General features: G+C 44.0%; 15 protein-coding genes and 2 pseudogenes. 6 read left to right on the top strand and 11 right to left on the bottom strand.

What is annotated here, in order from left to right; translation table 11 throughout:
• The first annotated feature begins 41 nt into the window (after positions 1–41).
• A pseudogene (locus tag ACHBID_RS00910) lies at positions 42–248 on the top strand (FanG protein).
• A gap of 381 nt (positions 249–629) precedes the next feature.
• On the opposite strand, the gene rlmD reads toward ACHBID_RS00910, so the two are convergent.
• From rlmD to aroA, 5 genes are all read right to left on the bottom strand, one after another.
• Positions 630–1,985 (bottom strand): 23S rRNA (uracil(1939)-C(5))-methyltransferase RlmD, encoded by a 1,356-nt coding sequence (gene rlmD / locus ACHBID_RS00905; protein WP_105160462.1) that lies wholly within the window; start codon positions 1,983–1,985, stop codon positions 630–632.
• 86 nt (positions 1,986–2,071) lie between these two features.
• The gene (locus ACHBID_RS00900) at positions 2,072–3,379 is read right to left on the bottom strand and encodes an LCP family protein (RefSeq protein WP_394731314.1); all 1,308 of its coding nucleotides are present in this window, start codon (positions 3,377–3,379) and stop codon (positions 2,072–2,074) included.
• A gap of 21 nt (positions 3,380–3,400) precedes the next feature.
• Positions 3,401–4,225, bottom strand: coding sequence for a prephenate dehydratase (pheA, locus tag ACHBID_RS00895; protein WP_105122515.1), 825 nt, complete (start codon positions 4,223–4,225; stop codon positions 3,401–3,403).
• Positions 4,216–4,707 (bottom strand): shikimate kinase, encoded by a 492-nt coding sequence (locus ACHBID_RS00890; protein WP_394731315.1) that lies wholly within the window; start codon positions 4,705–4,707, stop codon positions 4,216–4,218. Before ACHBID_RS00890 ends, pheA begins: the two co-directional genes overlap by 10 nt.
• A 21-nt stretch (positions 4,708–4,728) precedes the next feature.
• Positions 4,729–6,009, bottom strand: coding sequence for a 3-phosphoshikimate 1-carboxyvinyltransferase (gene aroA / locus ACHBID_RS00885; protein ID WP_394731316.1), 1,281 nt, complete (start codon positions 6,007–6,009; stop codon positions 4,729–4,731).
• Positions 6,010–6,217: 208 nt separating this feature from the next.
• Here aroA and ACHBID_RS00880 point away from each other — a divergent pair, with 208 nt between their 5' ends.
• From ACHBID_RS00880 to aroB, 4 genes are read left to right on the top strand one after another with little or no spacing between them, the layout of a single operon-like run.
• Positions 6,218–7,237 (top strand): 3-deoxy-7-phosphoheptulonate synthase, encoded by a 1,020-nt coding sequence (locus ACHBID_RS00880; RefSeq protein WP_161943351.1) that lies wholly within the window; start codon positions 6,218–6,220, stop codon positions 7,235–7,237.
• 18 nt (positions 7,238–7,255) lie between these two features.
• Complete coding sequence (locus ACHBID_RS00875; protein ID WP_105122513.1) at positions 7,256–8,281, top strand: 3-deoxy-7-phosphoheptulonate synthase; 1,026 nt, start codon at positions 7,256–7,258, stop codon at positions 8,279–8,281.
• 27 nt (positions 8,282–8,308) lie between these two features.
• Positions 8,309–9,178, top strand: a complete 870-nt coding sequence (locus ACHBID_RS00870; protein ID WP_394731317.1) for a shikimate dehydrogenase — start codon at positions 8,309–8,311, stop codon at positions 9,176–9,178.
• Between the two features lie 12 nt (positions 9,179–9,190).
• The gene (aroB, locus tag ACHBID_RS00865) at positions 9,191–10,258 is read left to right on the top strand and encodes a 3-dehydroquinate synthase (protein ID WP_394731318.1); all 1,068 of its coding nucleotides are present in this window, start codon (positions 9,191–9,193) and stop codon (positions 10,256–10,258) included.
• 203 nt (positions 10,259–10,461) lie between these two features.
• Here aroB and ACHBID_RS00860 read toward each other — a convergent pair whose 3' ends face one another.
• From ACHBID_RS00860 to ACHBID_RS00840, 5 genes are all read right to left on the bottom strand, one after another.
• On the bottom strand, positions 10,462–11,262 hold the full coding sequence (locus tag ACHBID_RS00860; protein WP_394731319.1) for an ABC transporter ATP-binding protein: 801 nt from the start codon (positions 11,260–11,262) through the stop codon (positions 10,462–10,464).
• Between the two features lie 9 nt (positions 11,263–11,271).
• Positions 11,272–12,165: an ABC transporter permease gene (locus tag ACHBID_RS00855; protein WP_172062164.1), complete on the bottom strand. Its 894-nt coding sequence runs from the start codon at positions 12,163–12,165 to the stop codon at positions 11,272–11,274.
• A gap of 238 nt (positions 12,166–12,403) precedes the next feature.
• Complete coding sequence (locus tag ACHBID_RS00850) at positions 12,404–13,375, bottom strand: ABC transporter substrate-binding protein (RefSeq protein WP_394731320.1); 972 nt, start codon at positions 13,373–13,375, stop codon at positions 12,404–12,406.
• A gap of 25 nt (positions 13,376–13,400) precedes the next feature.
• Complete coding sequence (locus ACHBID_RS00845; RefSeq protein ID WP_394731321.1) at positions 13,401–14,360, bottom strand: ABC transporter substrate-binding protein; 960 nt, start codon at positions 14,358–14,360, stop codon at positions 13,401–13,403.
• Positions 14,361–14,798: 438 nt separating this feature from the next.
• Complete coding sequence (locus tag ACHBID_RS00840) at positions 14,799–14,948, bottom strand: hypothetical protein (protein ID WP_161497988.1); 150 nt, start codon at positions 14,946–14,948, stop codon at positions 14,799–14,801.
• 287 nt (positions 14,949–15,235) lie between these two features.
• On the opposite strand from ACHBID_RS00840, the pseudogene ACHBID_RS00835 reads away from it, so the two are divergent.
• Positions 15,236–16,543, top strand: a pseudogene (locus ACHBID_RS00835) (transposase).
• Positions 16,544–16,598: 55 nt separating this feature from the next.
• Here the strand turns inward: ACHBID_RS00835 and ACHBID_RS00830 are convergent.
• Positions 16,599–16,763, bottom strand: a complete 165-nt coding sequence (locus ACHBID_RS00830) for a hypothetical protein (protein WP_105101249.1) — start codon at positions 16,761–16,763, stop codon at positions 16,599–16,601.
• Positions 16,764–17,023: the final 260 nt, after the last annotated feature.

The following is a 17,023-nucleotide window of genomic DNA, read 5'->3' as shown; positions in this document are numbered from 1 at the left end:
CATTTTGAATCATAAAACACCTCATTCAAATACATTTTTGAATGTATTCTAACATTAAACTTTGTAGATGTCAACTTCAGCTCCACCAAAATATAGATAAGAAGTTAGCATACCAAATATAAAAAAGCCCTGCCATCGAAATGATAGTAGGGCTTAACTTCAATATCCAGATGATATATTTATCTAAAAATGGTAGAGTAAAAGGTAGAGATTTGATAACTTTGAATAACAATTATTTAACGATTTGAAACAATCCAAACGATTATAAAGATTCAATCAAGATCTCCATCCTACCGATATGCAGTAAAATCTAATTCTTTAAGTAATTTGTTTCAGCATATACGAAAAACCCTTGAAGCCAAGCGATTTCAAGGGTTTTTAATCGTTAATTTGTATCAATTTCCTTATTCCGATTTCAGTCGACTATAGCGATGATTTAAGAGGGGGGGACATCTATTCCCTCATACTACTTTCCCCATGTCCCCACCTTGTGTCTACGGAAATAAAATCCTCTAAAATCCCCCAACATCTCAACTACCTCAACTGAGGTAGTTACACTGATACTACCCCGCCCAAACGTAAAAAGCCTTGTCTCCAAGGCCTTTAATAATGCTTTCGTTCAAAGGTTTCTAGGCTTTCACCAGCAGACCAACTACCTCGACGTGATGCGTATTCGGAAAAAGATCCACCGGTCGTACCTTAATCAGTTTATATCCCAATTCCTCATAAAGCTTAACATCACGCGCCATGGTCGCCACATTACAAGATATGTAAACAATCTTCTCAGGAGCAACGGACACCGAGGCCTTGATAAAGCTCTCGGTCAAGCCCTTCCGTGGCGGATCCACGAAAATCACGGTCGGCTTAATGCCATCAGCTACCCATTTTTGCATGGCATTTTCAGCACTATCGCAGACGTAGGTCACATTGTTAATCCCATTTCGAGTCGCATTTTTCTTGCTATCTGCCACCGCTTTTTCTACCACTTCAACACCGTAAACATGCTTGACCTGCTTGGCAAAGGAAAGACCGATGGTGCCAATTCCCGAATAGGCATCAATCACGACATCATCGGCTGACAAACCAGCAAACTCAATCCCTGTCTGGTAGAGCAGCTCTGCCATTTCCGTATTGACCTGATAGAAAGACGGCGCTGAGATTTCAAATTCATTACCCAACATCCGGTCAACAATTTTCTCCGACCCATGAAGCAGGCGAAATTCTTGCCCGAAAATTGCATTGGTATTCTGGTCGTTGATGTTCTGAATAATAGAGATCAGATTTGGGAAAGCCTCTGTCAAACGCTCAATCAAGGTCTCCACACGGAAAATTTTCGGACGAGTTGTCACCAAGACCAGCATCATCTGCCCAGTATAATGACCGCGTCGTACGACAATATTGCGAAATAGCCCAGTTTGCTCCTTCTCGTCATAGGGTTTGAGGTCCAGCTTACGGAGTAAATCGCGCGTTGCCACAATCAAGGCATCAATTTCCTTGTTTTGAATATAAAAATCCTCAATCGGCACCAAATCATGGGAATTTTTCCGGAAAAAACCCGTCTCCAGCTGCCCGTTGACCCGACGAACGGGCACCGCAGCCTTATTGCGGTAGGCCAGAGGAGTGCTCATCCCCTGCGTATCTTCGACCACAATGTCTGAAATTCCAGCAATCTTACGCAGAGCCATTTCCACCTGCTTCTTCTTGAAAGCTAATTGGGCAGAGTAGTTCAAATGCCCCAAGTCAGCAATGCCCGTTCTTAGATAGGTTAAATCCAAGTCTTGATTGCGGTCAGCAGAGAAGCTCAGCCATTCTTCCACCTTACCAAAACCTATATTCTTTTTTAGCTTTAGAACTTTCATCTTGATACGCTCACCTGGTAGTGCATTGTCCACGAAAAAGACAAAGCCGTCCAACTTGGCCACTCCCTGACCCTCGTGGGTCAGGTCCACAATTTCCACTTCAACAATTTGATTTTTTTCTAACATTGTTCTACTTTCTAAATCTGGTCACGAAAAAAGTGACCGAAGTCACTTTTAAGTATAGCACATTTCACAAGAAAACTGGCACATTCTTACCTTAGACCCAGTTCTCTCAGAACTTCTTGGTACCTATAGAAGTCAATTTTTAGTCCCATACCACCATAATTATCATACTCATCAATCCAATCGTGGTTTTCTGGTATGGTTACTCGTTCAATTCCATTAGGTGCATCCAGCAAAATACCTGGACCACGAAGCAACGGAAATGCTAGTGGGACATTGGTAGAGGTCATAGAGTAAATTTTTCCAAGCGCCTCAGCACCAGAGAAGAGCTTTGTGGGATCTTGTGCCTGCTGAATAATTGCATCCAAAACCTCTTGTTGCCGCCTTGTCCGACCGAAGTCTCCTTCGTCATCCGAACGAAAACGAGCATAGTTCAGCAAGGTTTTCCCGTCCATCTGCTGTGGACCGACCTGAATGGTTTGATAAGCTGGTGCATTTTCCTCCAGACGCAGGTCGTTGGGTGCTTCAACAGAAGACACCGTTTCACCATCAATCGTTGAAAATTGAGCATCAATGGCCACACCCGATGGAAAGAGCGTATCAATAGCAGATGCAAAACTCGCAAAATCAACAAGGGCATAGTATTGAATATCAATATCAAAATTTTCCTTCAAAACCTGCCGAACATTTTCAGCCCCAAGACCACCATTTTGCTCCCCAAAAGTGTAGGCAGAATTGAGTTTGTAGTCACCTTCTCCACCGATAGTAACCAGCGTATCCCGCATAAAGCTAACTAGTTTTATCTTATTGCTACTATTATTGACATTCAGGACCATAACAGTATCCGTTCGAGTTTCACCGGTACTTTGTCCAACTCGACCATCTGTTCCTAAGATTAAAATATTGATGCCATCCTGTGTCGCCTGACCAGCAAATTGTTCGGTAGCAGGTTTGTTATCCACGCTAATCATCCCTTTGACAAACATAGCGCCCAAGGCAAGCAGCAATATCAGTAGTCCCCAGAAGACAAAACTTAAAAGTCGTTTGAAAAAAGGTTTCTTGGGTGGCTGACTACTACTATCTTCGGTTACTGAAGTCGCCTTATTTTTCTTAGATTTTTTTAACCTTTCTTTTCGACTCAAGGTCGGATAGGCTGGTAAGAGCTCCTCTTCCTCTACAAGGGGCACAACCTCTCTCCAAGAATCCTCAAGTGAAAACTCTGGAAGATTAGAAGCCTCCTCCTCAAGTGGCGAAGGCGCAATAACTTGCTCCTCACCCTTTTTAAGATACTCTAAGTAATCCAGCTCCGTCTTTTCCTTCTCGTTTAAGTAGTGAATATTTTTACGCAGGTAGTCCAAGCGTAGCTCTTCATGATGTGATAAGGGATGTTTCGCCATATTCACTCCTTTCTAAGGTTATTACACACTATAAACCTTATAATTTCCTAAAATCTTATAAAAAATCCCTAAACTTTTCAATTCCTCCAAAGAATAGCCAACTAATTCATCTGAATTATTCTCAATATCTAAGATAAAGAAATACTCACCCAGCGCCGTTTTCAGCGGCCGACTTTCAATCTTGGTCAAACCGATTCCTCTCCACGAAAAGACCGACATAGCCTTATAGAGGGCACCTGGCAGATTATCTGGTAGCGTCAGGGCCAAAGAAACCTTCCGATCTGTTTTCCGCAATCCCAATTCAGGCGCAGTATGTCCCAAAATCCAAAAACGAGTGAAATTCTCCGCGATTTCTTGGATGTCTTGGGCAATGACCTGCAGGCCGTACTCTTCAGCCGCAGCGTGCGGTGCAATAGCCGCAAAAGGCTGATCCGCATGCTCCGCTACAAATCGGGCTGCGTAGGCCGTGCTTGCTGTCAACTCCAAACGAGCCTTCGGAAAATGCTCCTGAACATATTTTTTCCCCTGCGCAATGGCCTGCGGATGAGAATAGATGACCTCGATTTCCTTATGAGGCGTCGTCGCTAGCAATTGCTGGGCGATGGGCTGAACCACTTCTGCCACCGCATGGATTTCCGCCTGATGAAAAAGGTAGTCAATGGTCTCGTGAACACTACCTTCAATCGAATTCTCAACCGGAATAACCGAATAGGTCACCAAGCCAGTCTCATAGGCCTTGACGACCTCCGTAATGGTACCAAAAGCCTGCAAATCCGCCTCCGGAAAGGCCTGCTGGGCAACTTGGTGAGTAAAGGACCCCCGCGGGCCCAAATAAGCTACTTGCATAGAATCTTCCTTGCTACTTGTTCCGGACTGAGTTGGTCTGTGTCAATGACCAGGTCAGCTAGTCCTTCATATAAAGCCATTCGTTCTTGGTAAATGGCCTCAAACTCCTCTCGGCTGTGCTGTAAAAATAAGGGACGTTGCGACTGATGATCTTGATTAATCCGCTCATATGCCACTGGAAAGGAGGCAGTCAAAAGAACATTATTGGGTTTATTTTTGAGCAAAATCTCCCTGTTTTTGGCGGATTTGACCACACCACCGCCCGTTGAAACCAAGTAATCATTGGGCAAGTCCATCAACTCTTCCAAGACTTGGGTTTCCAACTGGCGAAAGGCATCTTCACCCTCTGATTGGAAGAAATCCGCAATGGACATGCCAATCCGTTCTTCCATGATTTGGTCCATGTCATAGAGTGGCATATCCAAGAGTTTAGCAGTCGTGGTCTTTCCAACTCCCATAAAACCAAGTAATACGATTGGCATTCTCTCTCCTCCTTACTGAGCTTATTTTTCTAGACTTTCAAGATGGTCAAAGAAGGCTGGGTAGCTGGTATTAATGGCCTCAGCGCGCTCAAGAACAACCTCGCCATCTTGTGCCAAGAGGGCTGCGATAGCTGTCATCATGCCGATACGGTGGTCACCAAAGGTATTAACCGTCGCACCGTGCAAAGGCGTTGGGCCCTCGATAATCATACCGTCAGCAGTCGGCTCAATCTTAGCTCCCATGCTATTCAAGGCATCTGCCACCACTTGAATACGGTCCGTTTCCTTAACCTTCAACTCCTCAGCATCGCGAATAATGGTTGTGCCATTGGCTTGCGTCGCCAAGAGAGCAATAATCGGCAATTCGTCAATCAAGCGCGGAATCAAATCACCTGCAATCTCCGTTCCCTGCAAGCTAGAATACTCAACCGTAATGGTCGCTGATTTGGCAATCTCATCCACATTGGACAAGGTCATCTTGCCACCCATAGCCTTGATGACGTCCAAAATCCCCGTCCGTGTTTCATTGATGCCGACGTTTTCAAGGGTAATTTTTGAACCAGGCACAACCAGTCCAGCCACCAACCAGAAGGCCGCACTGGAAATATCACCAGGGACAACAATTTCTTGCGCTGTAAATTCCTGCCCACCTGTGATACGGATTTCCTTGCCATCAACAGACAAATGACCGCCAAATTGGACAATCATGTCCTCCGTGTGGTTACGAGTGATTTCTTTTTCGATAATAACCGACTCACCTTCTGCCTGCAAAGCTGCAAATAAGAGAGCAGATTTTACCTGAGCAGATGCTACTGGCAATTGATAGGAAATCGGCTTGAGGGACTTGGTACCTTTGATGGTCAAAGGTGGCAAATCACGGTCTGTCTGACCAGAAACGGTTACACCCATTTGGCTGAGCGGCACCGTCACACGATCCATAGGACGTTTTGACAGCGAATCATCGCCAAACATGGTCGCTTCAAACTCTTGACCAGCCAAGACACCTGAAATCAAACGAATAGATGTCCCTGAATTCCCCATATCAAGGTCATTTTTAGGAGCCTGCAAGCCATCAAAGCCAACACCGTGAACCTCAACCACATCCCCATTATCCTCAATCGTCACGCCTAAATCACGAAAAACCTGCATGGTCGAGAGGACATCCTCACCACGCAAAATATCATGAACACGAGTTACGCCTTTTGCCAAGGATCCAAAAATAATGGAACGGTGGCTGATGGATTTATCACCCGGAACGCGTATCGTACCTTCTAAGGCTCTTGCATTTGTTCTTAATTTCATTTCCATACCTCACATAATTTCCCTTTCATTCTACCACATTTGCAGAATATTTTCAGATTTTTATGCCATTTTATCTTTGAAAATACCTATATTTGATAAAATTTTCAGAATTTACTGTAAATTTTTCGAAAAACATAGATATGGTTTTAATAATAGCTGCTTTCATGGTATAATAAAAAGAAATTTTATCAATCAAGGAGATTATCTAGTGTTTACACCAATTAGCGAAAAAATTGATATTCAGGATGTAAGAGACCATTCAAAATTATCCCCAGAAACCTTAGACAAAAAAGGAGCGCGCGACCGTGAGTTAGAGGCTATTTTAAAAGGCGAGGACGACCGTCTGCTCTTGGTCGTCGGACCTTGCTCTTCTGACAATGAAGAGGCTGTTTTAGACTATGCTCATCGTTTAGCCAAGCTTCAAGAAGAAGTCAAGGACAAAATCTTTATGGTCATGCGTGTCTACACGGCTAAGCCTCGTACCAATGGCGACGGCTACAAGGGGCTCATGCACCAACCAAAGACCGATGCAGCACCTAGTCTCATCAACGGTATCAAGGCTGTCCGCAACCTCCACTACCGTGTCATTACCGAGACTGGTTTGACGACGGCCGACGAGATGCTTTATCCTGAAAATCTGCCACTTGTTGATGATTTGGTATCTTATATTGCCGTTGGTGCCCGTTCGGTTGAAAATCAGCAACACCGTTTTGTGGCGTCTGGAATTGATGTGCCAACTGGCTTGAAAAACCCTACATCTGGTAACCTCAAGGTCATGTTTAACGGTATTTTCGCGGCTCAGAAAAAGCAGTCCTTCCTCTTCAACAACACAGAGGTTGAAACATCTGGAAATCCGCTGGCTCATGTTATCCTGCGTGGTGCAGTGACAGAAAGTGGCAAATACCTGCCAAACTACTACTACGATAATCTCTTGGAAACCATTGACCTCTACAAACAATTCGGTTTGGCTAATCCATTTATTATCATTGATACCAACCACGATAATTCTGGTAAAAATTATTTGGAACAAATCCGCATTGTCCGTCAAACCCTGATTAACCGTGATTGGAACCAAGAAATCCGTGACTATGTCCGTGGTTTCATGATTGAGTCCTATCTTGAAGATGGACGTCAGGACAACGCCGAAGTCTACGGAAAATCCATTACCGACCCTTGCCTTGGTTGGGACAAAACTGAGGAACTCATTCGAGAAATTTACAACAGATAAATAGATAGGAAACAAGCTATGGGAATTCATCAGCGCAGCACTCGCATCAACATTGAACAAGTTAAAGAATTGTCTAAACTAGAAGGAGACTTCCTAGTTGCCAAAGAAAAACGTGACGAGGAACTAAAAAAAGTCATCCGAGGTGAGGATGACCGCCTCTTATTGGTCATCGGCCCATGTTCTTCGGATAACGAAGAGGCCGTTTTGGAATATGCCCGCCGTCTGTCTAAATTGCAAGACGAGGTCAAAGATAAGATTTTCATGGTCATGCGGGTTTATACGGCTAAGCCACGTACCAATGGCGAAGGCTACAAGGGACTGGTTCACCAGCCAGATACCTCAAAATTGCCTGATTTGATTAACGGTATTGCAGCCGTGCGCAATTTGCACTACCGTGTCATCACAGAAACCGGCTTGACCACTGCGGATGAAATGCTTTACTCGGCTAATTTCCCCTTGGTTGAGGACTTGGTGTCCTACCATGCCATCGGAGCACGTTCAGTCGAAGATCAGGAGCACCGCTTTGTCGCCTCTGGTATTGACATGCCGACCGGGATGAAAAATCCAACTTCTGGTAATCTGACCGTTATGTTCAACGCCATTTACGCGGCGCAAAACAAGCAGAATTTCATCTACCGCGATGCGGAAGTCGATACAGACGGCAATCCGCTGGCCCATGCTATTCTTCGTGGTGCTAGCACAGAACAAGGCATCAACGAACCCAACTACTACTACGATATTCTCTTAAAAACTATCAAACAATACCAGAACTTTGGTCTCAAAAATCCTTTTATCGTCATCGACACCAACCATGACAATTCTGGTAAAAATTATCTGGAACAAATCCGTATCGTCCGCCAAACCCTGATTAACCGCGATTGGAACGACGATATTCGCAAGTATGTTCGTGGCTTTATGATTGAATCCTACTTGGAAGACGGTCGTCAGGATAGCCCAGAAACCTTTGGTAAATCCATTACCGACCCTTGCCTTGGTTGGGATAAAACTGAAGCACTGATTCGTGAAATCCATGAAACCCTCTAATCTACTGATACATTTGGGAGGTCTCACATGACGATTGACGGCTATACGCGTCTGGCTGCTGTGGTAGCAAAACCCATTAAACACTCCATTTCTCCCTTCATTCACAATCTTGCCTTTGAAGAAACTGGGGTCAATGGGGTCTACGTCGCTTGGGAAATAGCTGAGCAGGACCTGCCAGTCACACTTGAAAACATTAAGCGCTACGACATGTTTGGTATCAATCTGTCCATGCCATACAAGCAAGCGGTTATTCCCTACCTAGACGAATTGACAGAGTCTGCTCGCTTAATCGGCGCGGTCAATACGGTCATTCACCGCCATGGCCAATTGATTGGGCACAATACAGACGGCATCGGATTTTTTAAGAGTTTGGAAAAGCAACTGAACTTCCATGTAGCAGATAAAAGACTGACCATTCTGGGCGGAGGCGGTGCTTCTACGGCTATTATTGCCCAAGCTGCTTTGGACAGTGCCAAGGAAATCAGCATTTTCTGTCGCCAACAAAGTCTGGACAGAACACAAACTACTGCTGACCGTATTGTCCAAGCAACTGGTAGCTCCATTCAGGTATTGCCGATTGACAACCAGGACTTGGTTCAGGAGCATGTTACAAAGTCTGACTTGCTCGTCAACGGAACCAGCGTCGGCATGGATGGTCAGTCTCTGCCAATTCAGGAAACCATTGCATTTCCAAAAAACAGTTTAGTGGCAGATGTGATTTACCAACCTTTTGAGACGCCCTTACTCAAACTCGCCAAGGAACAAGGCATTCCAAGCATCAATGGTCTAGGTATGTTACTCTTTCAAGCTGCTGAGGCTTTTGAGTCTTGGACAGGCAAAGAAATGCCGACGGACTTGATTTGGAAACAATTAGTCGAAAAATATGACATCAACTAGAGAGGACACAGCATGAAACTAACTGTCAATCTTCCCCAAAATCCCTACGATATTCTCATCGAAAAAGGAAGCTTAGCGCAGGTCGGTGCTTGGGCAAGCTCACTCTGGAAGCCACAAAAAATTGCGATTATTACGGATGACCATGTTGCCTCACTCTATCTGGAAACGGCCAGAGCTAGTCTTGAAAAAGCTGGTTTTGAAACCATCGCATTTGCCTTTCCAGAAGGTGAAGCATCCAAAAATCTGGACACGGTCAACCAAGCCTATGAGTTTCTTGTTCAAGAAGGCATGACCCGAAGTGACGGCATCTTAGCCCTTGGTGGCGGTGTCGTAGGTGATTTGGCTGGCTTTTTGGCCTCAACCTATATGCGGGGCATTCATTTCCTCCAAGTCCCAACTAGCCTGACCGCTCAGGTTGATTCGTCTATCGGGGGCAAAACGGGTGTCAACACTCCCTTTGCCAAAAACATGGTCGGTACCTTCTGCCAACCTGATGGCGTTCTCATTGACCCTAACACCCTAGAAACCTTGGGCAAACGTGAATTGATTGAGGGCATGGGTGAGGTTGTCAAATACGGTTTGATTGATGATATCGAACTCTGGGACCTCTTGTCAGACATGGATGGTTCTACCGAGAGTATTTTGGCCAATGCTGAAACCATCATCTACCGTTCTTGTAACGTTAAGCGCAAGGTCGTTGTCGAGGATGAATTGGATAATGGTGTCCGCCTCTATCTGAACTTTGGTCATACCATTGGTCACGCTATCGAAGCTACTGCTGGTTACGGTCAAGTCATGCATGGTGAGGCTGTTGCCATCGGAATGGTCCAGCTATCACGCGTTGCTGAAGAAAAAGGCCTCATGCCTGCTGGCATTACGGATCAAATTATGGCTATGTGCAAAAAATTTGGACTACCGACCAGCTATCAACCTTGGAATAGTGAGGAACTTTACGCAGCCTTGACTCGCGACAAGAAAGCCCGCGGCAAATCCATCAAGCTGGTTATTGTCCCAACATTAGGACAGGCAGCCATTCACCAAATCCCCATTGAAGAAATGAAAGAATTTCTGAGAAACTAAAAAATGGGAGTGGGAAGACGAACAGTTGATTAGGCCTGGTTCGGAGCGTCAAACGCGAACGAAATGAGGTTTGCTACGCAACCATTATTTCCAACCTTTCACAGTTTGGAGAACTGTGAAAGCCAATCAACCACTGCGTCAATATGTTTTTGCTAATCAAAAAAATGAGGTTGGACTTTATGCCCAACCTCATTTTTCTGTCTTTACAAAATCATTTCGTCATCAGCTATCTTTTCACCGCTGTTTTTGTAGAAGAGGTCCATCAAGTTTTGAACAGTCAGGTTCTTCTTCTCCTCACCTTGGACATCGACAACAATCTGTCCACGATGGAGCATGACCAGACGATTTCCGTACTGGATGGCATTTTCCATATTGTGGGTAATCATGAGGGCTGTCAATTTTTGACCTTCAACAATTTTCTTGGTCAAGTCCATCACCATATCACTGGTCTTAGGATCGAGGGCCGCCGTATGCTCATCCAAAAGTAGGACTTTGGGCTTAACCAGCGATGCCATCATGAGTGTCAAGGCTTGACGCTGACCACCCGATAGGAATTGCGTGTCGACCTTCATCCGATTTTCAAGTCCAAGACCAAGTTCTTTGAGAGCTTCTTTAAAGATAGCGCGTTCACTTTCTTTGACACCCCAACCCAGGCCACGAGACAATCCACGACGGTAGGCAATGGCCATATTTTCCTCAATGGTCAAACGAGAAGCAGTTCCCATTTTCGGATCTTGAAAAACACGACTAATGTCTTTTGAACGCTTAGCTGCTGGCACATGCTTAATGGATTTGCCTTCCAGCAAAATATCACCAGAATCCACCGTCAAAGCACCAGCAAGTGAATTCATGAACGTTGACTTCCCTGCTCCATTACCACCGATAATGGAAATAAAATCACCTTCTTGAACATCAAGAGACAGACCATGCAGAACATGGTTCTCATTGACTGTACCCGCCTCGAAGGTCTTATGAATATTTTGTATTGATAAAATTGTACTCATCTGAACCTCCTATGCAGTTCCGTTTAATTTTGGACGGCGAATATTGAGCTTCTTCTGCAATTCTGGCACATACAGGACAACTGCCAACAAAATCGCTGAGAAGAGTTTGACAAGGTCCGCATCCATACCCGGAATTTCCAAAATCGCAAGGATAATCAAGCGATAGATAACCGAACCCAAAACCACAGATGCCAGACGCCATCCCAAACGCAAGTTCCGCAAAACAACTTCTGCGATAATCACCGATGCCAATCCGATAACAATGGTTCCTGTTCCAGAGTTCAAATCCGCATAGCCATTGTTTTGGGTCAAAAGTGCACCACAGAGAGCTATCAGACCATTGGACAGCATGTAGCCGTAAATCTTCATCTTGTCCACATTAATACCGTTGGCTTCACTCATGGGAATATTGTCCCCTGTCGAACGAATGGCCAGACCAATTTGTGTATTGAACAAGAGTGTCAACAGCAGAATGACTGCCACAACAAAGACCGCACCAATCAAGAGAACCGCATTTATCTTAGACAAGCCTAAGTCCTGCAATTGCGTCACCAAGGTCACTTGTTTCAAGAGAGCAACGTTGGCTTTGCCGAGGATTTTCAGGTTAATCGAATATAAACCTGTCAAGGTCACGATACCTGTCAACAGGGCTGGAATTTTCATTTTAGTATGCAAGAGCCCAGAAACCAAGCCTGCAATCATACCCGCAAACAAGGCAAGGAAGGTCGATACAAGAGGATTTAGCCCATTGACAATCCCTGTCGCACAAACTGCAGCACCCAGAGGATAGGCACCTTCTGCTGTCAAATCAGCAATATCTAAAATTCTAAACGTCAAGTAAACACCTATCGCCATAATGGACCACAGTAGCCCTTGCGATATACTTGATAAAATTATATCCACAATTTTCTCCTTAAAAGTTTCATGTTAAATAAGCGCTGAGCACCCACTTCTATTCATACAACATCTCAGCGCAGTGGTTGATTGGCTTTCACAGTTTGGGGAACTATGAAAGGTTGGAAATAAGGATTGCTTAGCAAGCCATAACAACTTGCGATTTGCGCTCCGAACCTGCCCTAATCAACTGTGCGGGGGAATGACAATGGACTAGCGATGCTAGGTCCTGTCATACTCCCATTTTTTACTCAGAAACGGATAGTTTTGAGGTGTCAATTCCCAGTTTTTGCGCCATTTCTTCATTGACATGAAGATTGACCGCTTCTGGATATTCTATAGGAACCTCAGATACTTTCTCGCCTTCGATAATCTTAATGGCCATCTTGGCTGTCTGACGTCCAAGCGCCTCATAGTTGGTACCATATGTCAAAAGACCACCTTGGTCAACCATGTCTGTTGAACCACCGATAACTGGCACCTGATGCTCAGCTGACAATTCACCAATCATAGACATGGTCGCAGCAACAGTATTGTCCGTTGGCACAAATACAGCATCCACATCCTTCATCAAGCTCGTTGTCGCATCTTGTACTTCGTTAGAGCTGGTAATTCCTTTCAGTACAACCTTGTAGCCAGCCTCCTTGAGCAATTTCTCTGCTTGTTCTACTTGGACTTCCGAATTGCGTTCGCTCGTCGTGTACAGAATACCGACTGTTTTAGCATCGGGAACTGCTTGGCCCAACAATTCAACCTGCTTATCAATTGGAGCCTGATCAGAAGTACCTGTCAACAAGCCACCCGGCTTTTCAAGGCTTTCCACCAAGTCTGCTGAAATCGGGTCCGTTACCGCGGTAAATAAAATCGGTGTTTCAGTCGATACCGTTGCCAAACTTTGCGCTGCCGGTGTTGCAATGGCCAAGACAAGGTCATTACCGTCAATCAATTGCTCTGAAATAGTTTGCAAGTTGGCCTGATCACCCTGAGCATTTTGGTAATCCAAGACCAATTTGTCACCCTCTTTGTAGCCATTATCAGCCAGTTCTGCCACAAATCCTTCGCGTGCCGCCGTCAAAGATTCATGTTCCATGTACTGAAGGACACCAACCTTAACGGCACCTTCTGTCGATTTTTCCTCCGAGCCAGATGAACAAGCTGCCAAAGCCAACAAGCCTGCACCCAGCAAGGTTACACTTGTCAATTTTTTTACTAATTTCATTCTCTCTTCCCTACCTTACACGTTTTTACTTTTCTAATGCTTTAATGGTTTCTGGGTCAATCCCTACTGCTACAGCCATTTCTTCGTTGATAGCGATAGCTGCAGTTTGTGGTTTTTGAACAGGCAAATCAGCCGGTTTTTCTCCATCCAAGATTTTGGCAGCCAATTCACCTGCCTGAACACCGATTGCATGGTAATCCACACCGTAAGTGAAGAGAACCCCTTCCAAGTAAGCAGCATCACTTCCGATAGACGGAACTTTTGCCTCCTTGAGCACCTCACCAATAGTTGACGCAGTTGACGCTACGGTATTATCCGTCGGCAGGTAAATGGCATCGACCTTACCAGCTAATGAAGTAATAGCCTGTTGCACATCATTTGTTGTCGTAACAGTTGCGACTTCAACCTTAACCCCCTTGGCCTCCAAAGCTTTCTTAGCTTGCTCAGCCTGTACTTCTGAATTCACTTCGCTTGAATTATAAAAAATACCAACTGTTTTCGCTGACGGTACGACTTTGAGCAACATATCAATCTGCCCTTCTACATCCGTCGCGTCAATCGAACCCGTCATACTTCCACCGGGTGCATCAAGCGAATCAACCAAACCTGCCTCAACAGGATCTGTAACAGCTGTAAAGACGCTCGGAGTCTCACTGTCAGCATTCAACATAGCCTGAGCTGCTGGTGTTGCAATAGCAAAGTTGAGGTCATTCTTCCCAGCCAATTGCTCGACCATGGTCTGCAAGTTAGCTTGGTCACCTTGCGAATTTTGCAGGTCAATGGTCAGGTTTTCACCTTCCTTATAACCCGCTGCAGCAAGTGCCTCCACAAAGCCCTTACGTGCACCGGTCAAAGCCTCATGCTCTGCGTATTGAATAATGCCGACTTTTGTCGTCTGGTCATCTGAACCATTTGCGCTACAAGCAGCAAGAGTCACGGCAGATAAAACTGCCACTGAACTAAGAATCAACTTTTTAAATCTCATGATTTATCTCCTTTTAATAATTATACAATGAAGCAATCAAACCAGAAAAAGACCGTCTAGAATCACTCTAAACGGTCCCCACTATTCAACTGCATTTTGAAAACAAGATGAATGCTGCGTGCCGTTTAGATGTATCATCTATGGGCACAGGTCAAAACAACTACAGCCACATAGATACAAACCTTACGATTTTGTGTTTGCATCCATGTCTACCATGTCTACAAACACTATCTAAAATAGCCGTAGAAATAAGTATGAGCAAGCATAGTCATGCGACCCTTTTTCAGCATAGCTTGTTTCCTTTCACTGTTTATTTTGTAACTATCATACCTGTTTTCAAGACTTTTGTCAATAGAAAACTGCATAATTTTTCATCATAATATCATCTTTTTCCAATAAAATTGATAAAAGCTATGTAAGGTATGATTTTAATATTTCTTATGCAGTTTGCAAACGCAAAACAGCAACTTCTTCCTCAGTCAGAGACAAAAGAGGCGCAACTTCTTCATTTGTCATATTTGTGTCAAATAGACGTTGGATAAATTCTGAACGATTAGTTTCAGAGATTTGATTGAATGTTGATGTCATTGTTTATACCTTAACTTTCCATTGGAATGAACCAATAGTATCACACGACATAGAAAATGTAAAACGGAACTGTGAAAATATCCTATAAGTTTTCTTTATATGTTGGAGTATTTTCAAGAAAATTTACAAAGATAGAAGTAAGAAAAAACCTGCCAACAGATATTGGCTCTATAATTTCTGTAGTGGGTAAATCCACTGTAGAGATTATGGAGCCTTTTTGAGTATATACAAAAAGTCCCATATGACCTATAATGAAAAGCAACCACACTCACATTAGAAAGACTCATATGGAACAACTTTATCATACCACAGAACTAATTGGAATCAAAGACAAAAACATCAAAATTCTCTTCATTTTGAAACATCAGACCCATCTAGAAATCAGGGCAAAGCTAGATTACGACAGCCCTGGTTGTCCTCATTGCCAAGGAAAGTGTATCAAGTACGACTTTCAAAAGTCGTCAAAGATTCCGATTTTGGATTGTCAGGGCTTTCCGACCCTCCTCTTGCTTAAGAAACGACGGTTTCAATGCAAATCTTGCCAAAAAGTGACTGTAGCTGAGACAGCTCTAGTCAAGAAAAACTGTCAGATTTCCCAACCTATTTGGGACAAAGTGACACAACTCCATACAGAAAACATGACCAATATAGCCATCGCTAGGAGATTACATATCTCCGTATCGGTCGTCCAGAGGAAACTGGCTCAGTTTCAATTTGAGCATGATTTTACGACATTACCAAAAGTCTTGAGCTGGGATGAATTTAGTCGGAACAAGGGAAAACTCGCCTTTATTGCTCAGAATTTTGAGACGAGATCGATTGTGACCATTCTTGACAACAACCGCCAAACCACCATCAAGAACTATTTCTACAAGTATCCTAGGGAGGTCAGAGAAACTGTCAAGGTCGTGACCATGCTATGTTTAGCGTCCACTACAAATTGGCTAGCCCCTTCGCTTTCCTATCTCTAGGCTCAGGCTGAAACAGTCTATTCCCAGACTGTTTCACTCCCAAAAGCTAAAATTGTCCTTGATAGATTTCACATTATCCAACACCTGAGCCGTGCTATGATGACGACTAGAATTGATATTATGAAGACTTTCGATACGCGTTCCCTACCTTATCGATCCATGAAAAATCACTGGCGTATTCTCCAAAAAGATAGCCGTAAACTGTCTCTGAATCGCTTCTTTTCTCGCACTTTTGGGCAAACAGTAACACCGAGAGAGGTTGTCCAGAAAACATTGAATTTCTCTGAGGAACTGAAATTCTATTACGAACTCTACCAGGTCCTTCTCTTCCATTTCCAAGAGAAGAACTTGAAACATTTCTTCGATCTTCTAGAGAACAATCTGAATCTTGTCAATCCAACCTTTAGGACTGTTTTTAAGACATTTCTAAAGTATAAAACGTACATCACGAACACCATGGTGCTTCCATATTCCAACGCTAAACTGGAAGCGACCAATAAACTCATCAAAGATATCAAGAGGCAAGCATTCGGATTTAGGAACTTTACGAACTTTAAAAACAAGATATATATTTCTTTGAATATACAAAAAGAGAGAACGAATTTCGTCCTCTCTAGGTGTTAGCTTTTCACCTACCCACTACAGTTGACAAAGAGCCCAGATATTGGCAGGTAATATTTTATGATTCCGTAGTTTCCTTGGCCAATCGCTCGCGTTCCAAACGAAGTTTACGATTGGGGTTGAGTTTATTGAAAAGCTCTTCTAATTTTTCAGCATTCCAAACATCGGCTGCCGAAACAAAATTTCCATCCTTATCCTTGAAGGATATTGGTTTATCACCCATTGCATACCTCCTTGAGGAATAAAATGTAGTCCTGAAACACAAGCTCAGGTTGATGATTATTGAATAATAGCGGGACACTCAGTCTTATGGTCCCGTCCAGTTTCTGGGAGACCAGCTGAAAAAGTCCACTAAACAGGTTACGACACGGAACCCAAATGGGCGATACTACCATTTGGGTGTAGTTAGTAAGGTAGCTAGCCAAGATCCCATAGGACTTGGCGTAGTTTGACTAGCAAGTTAACTTGCAGCCAAACTGCTAC

The sequence above is a fragment of the Streptococcus sp. A25 genome, assembly GCF_043674095.1.
Lineage (GTDB): Bacteria > Bacillota > Bacilli > Lactobacillales > Streptococcaceae > Streptococcus > Streptococcus suis_V.
This window is presented reverse-complemented; position numbering and strand designations above follow the sequence as displayed.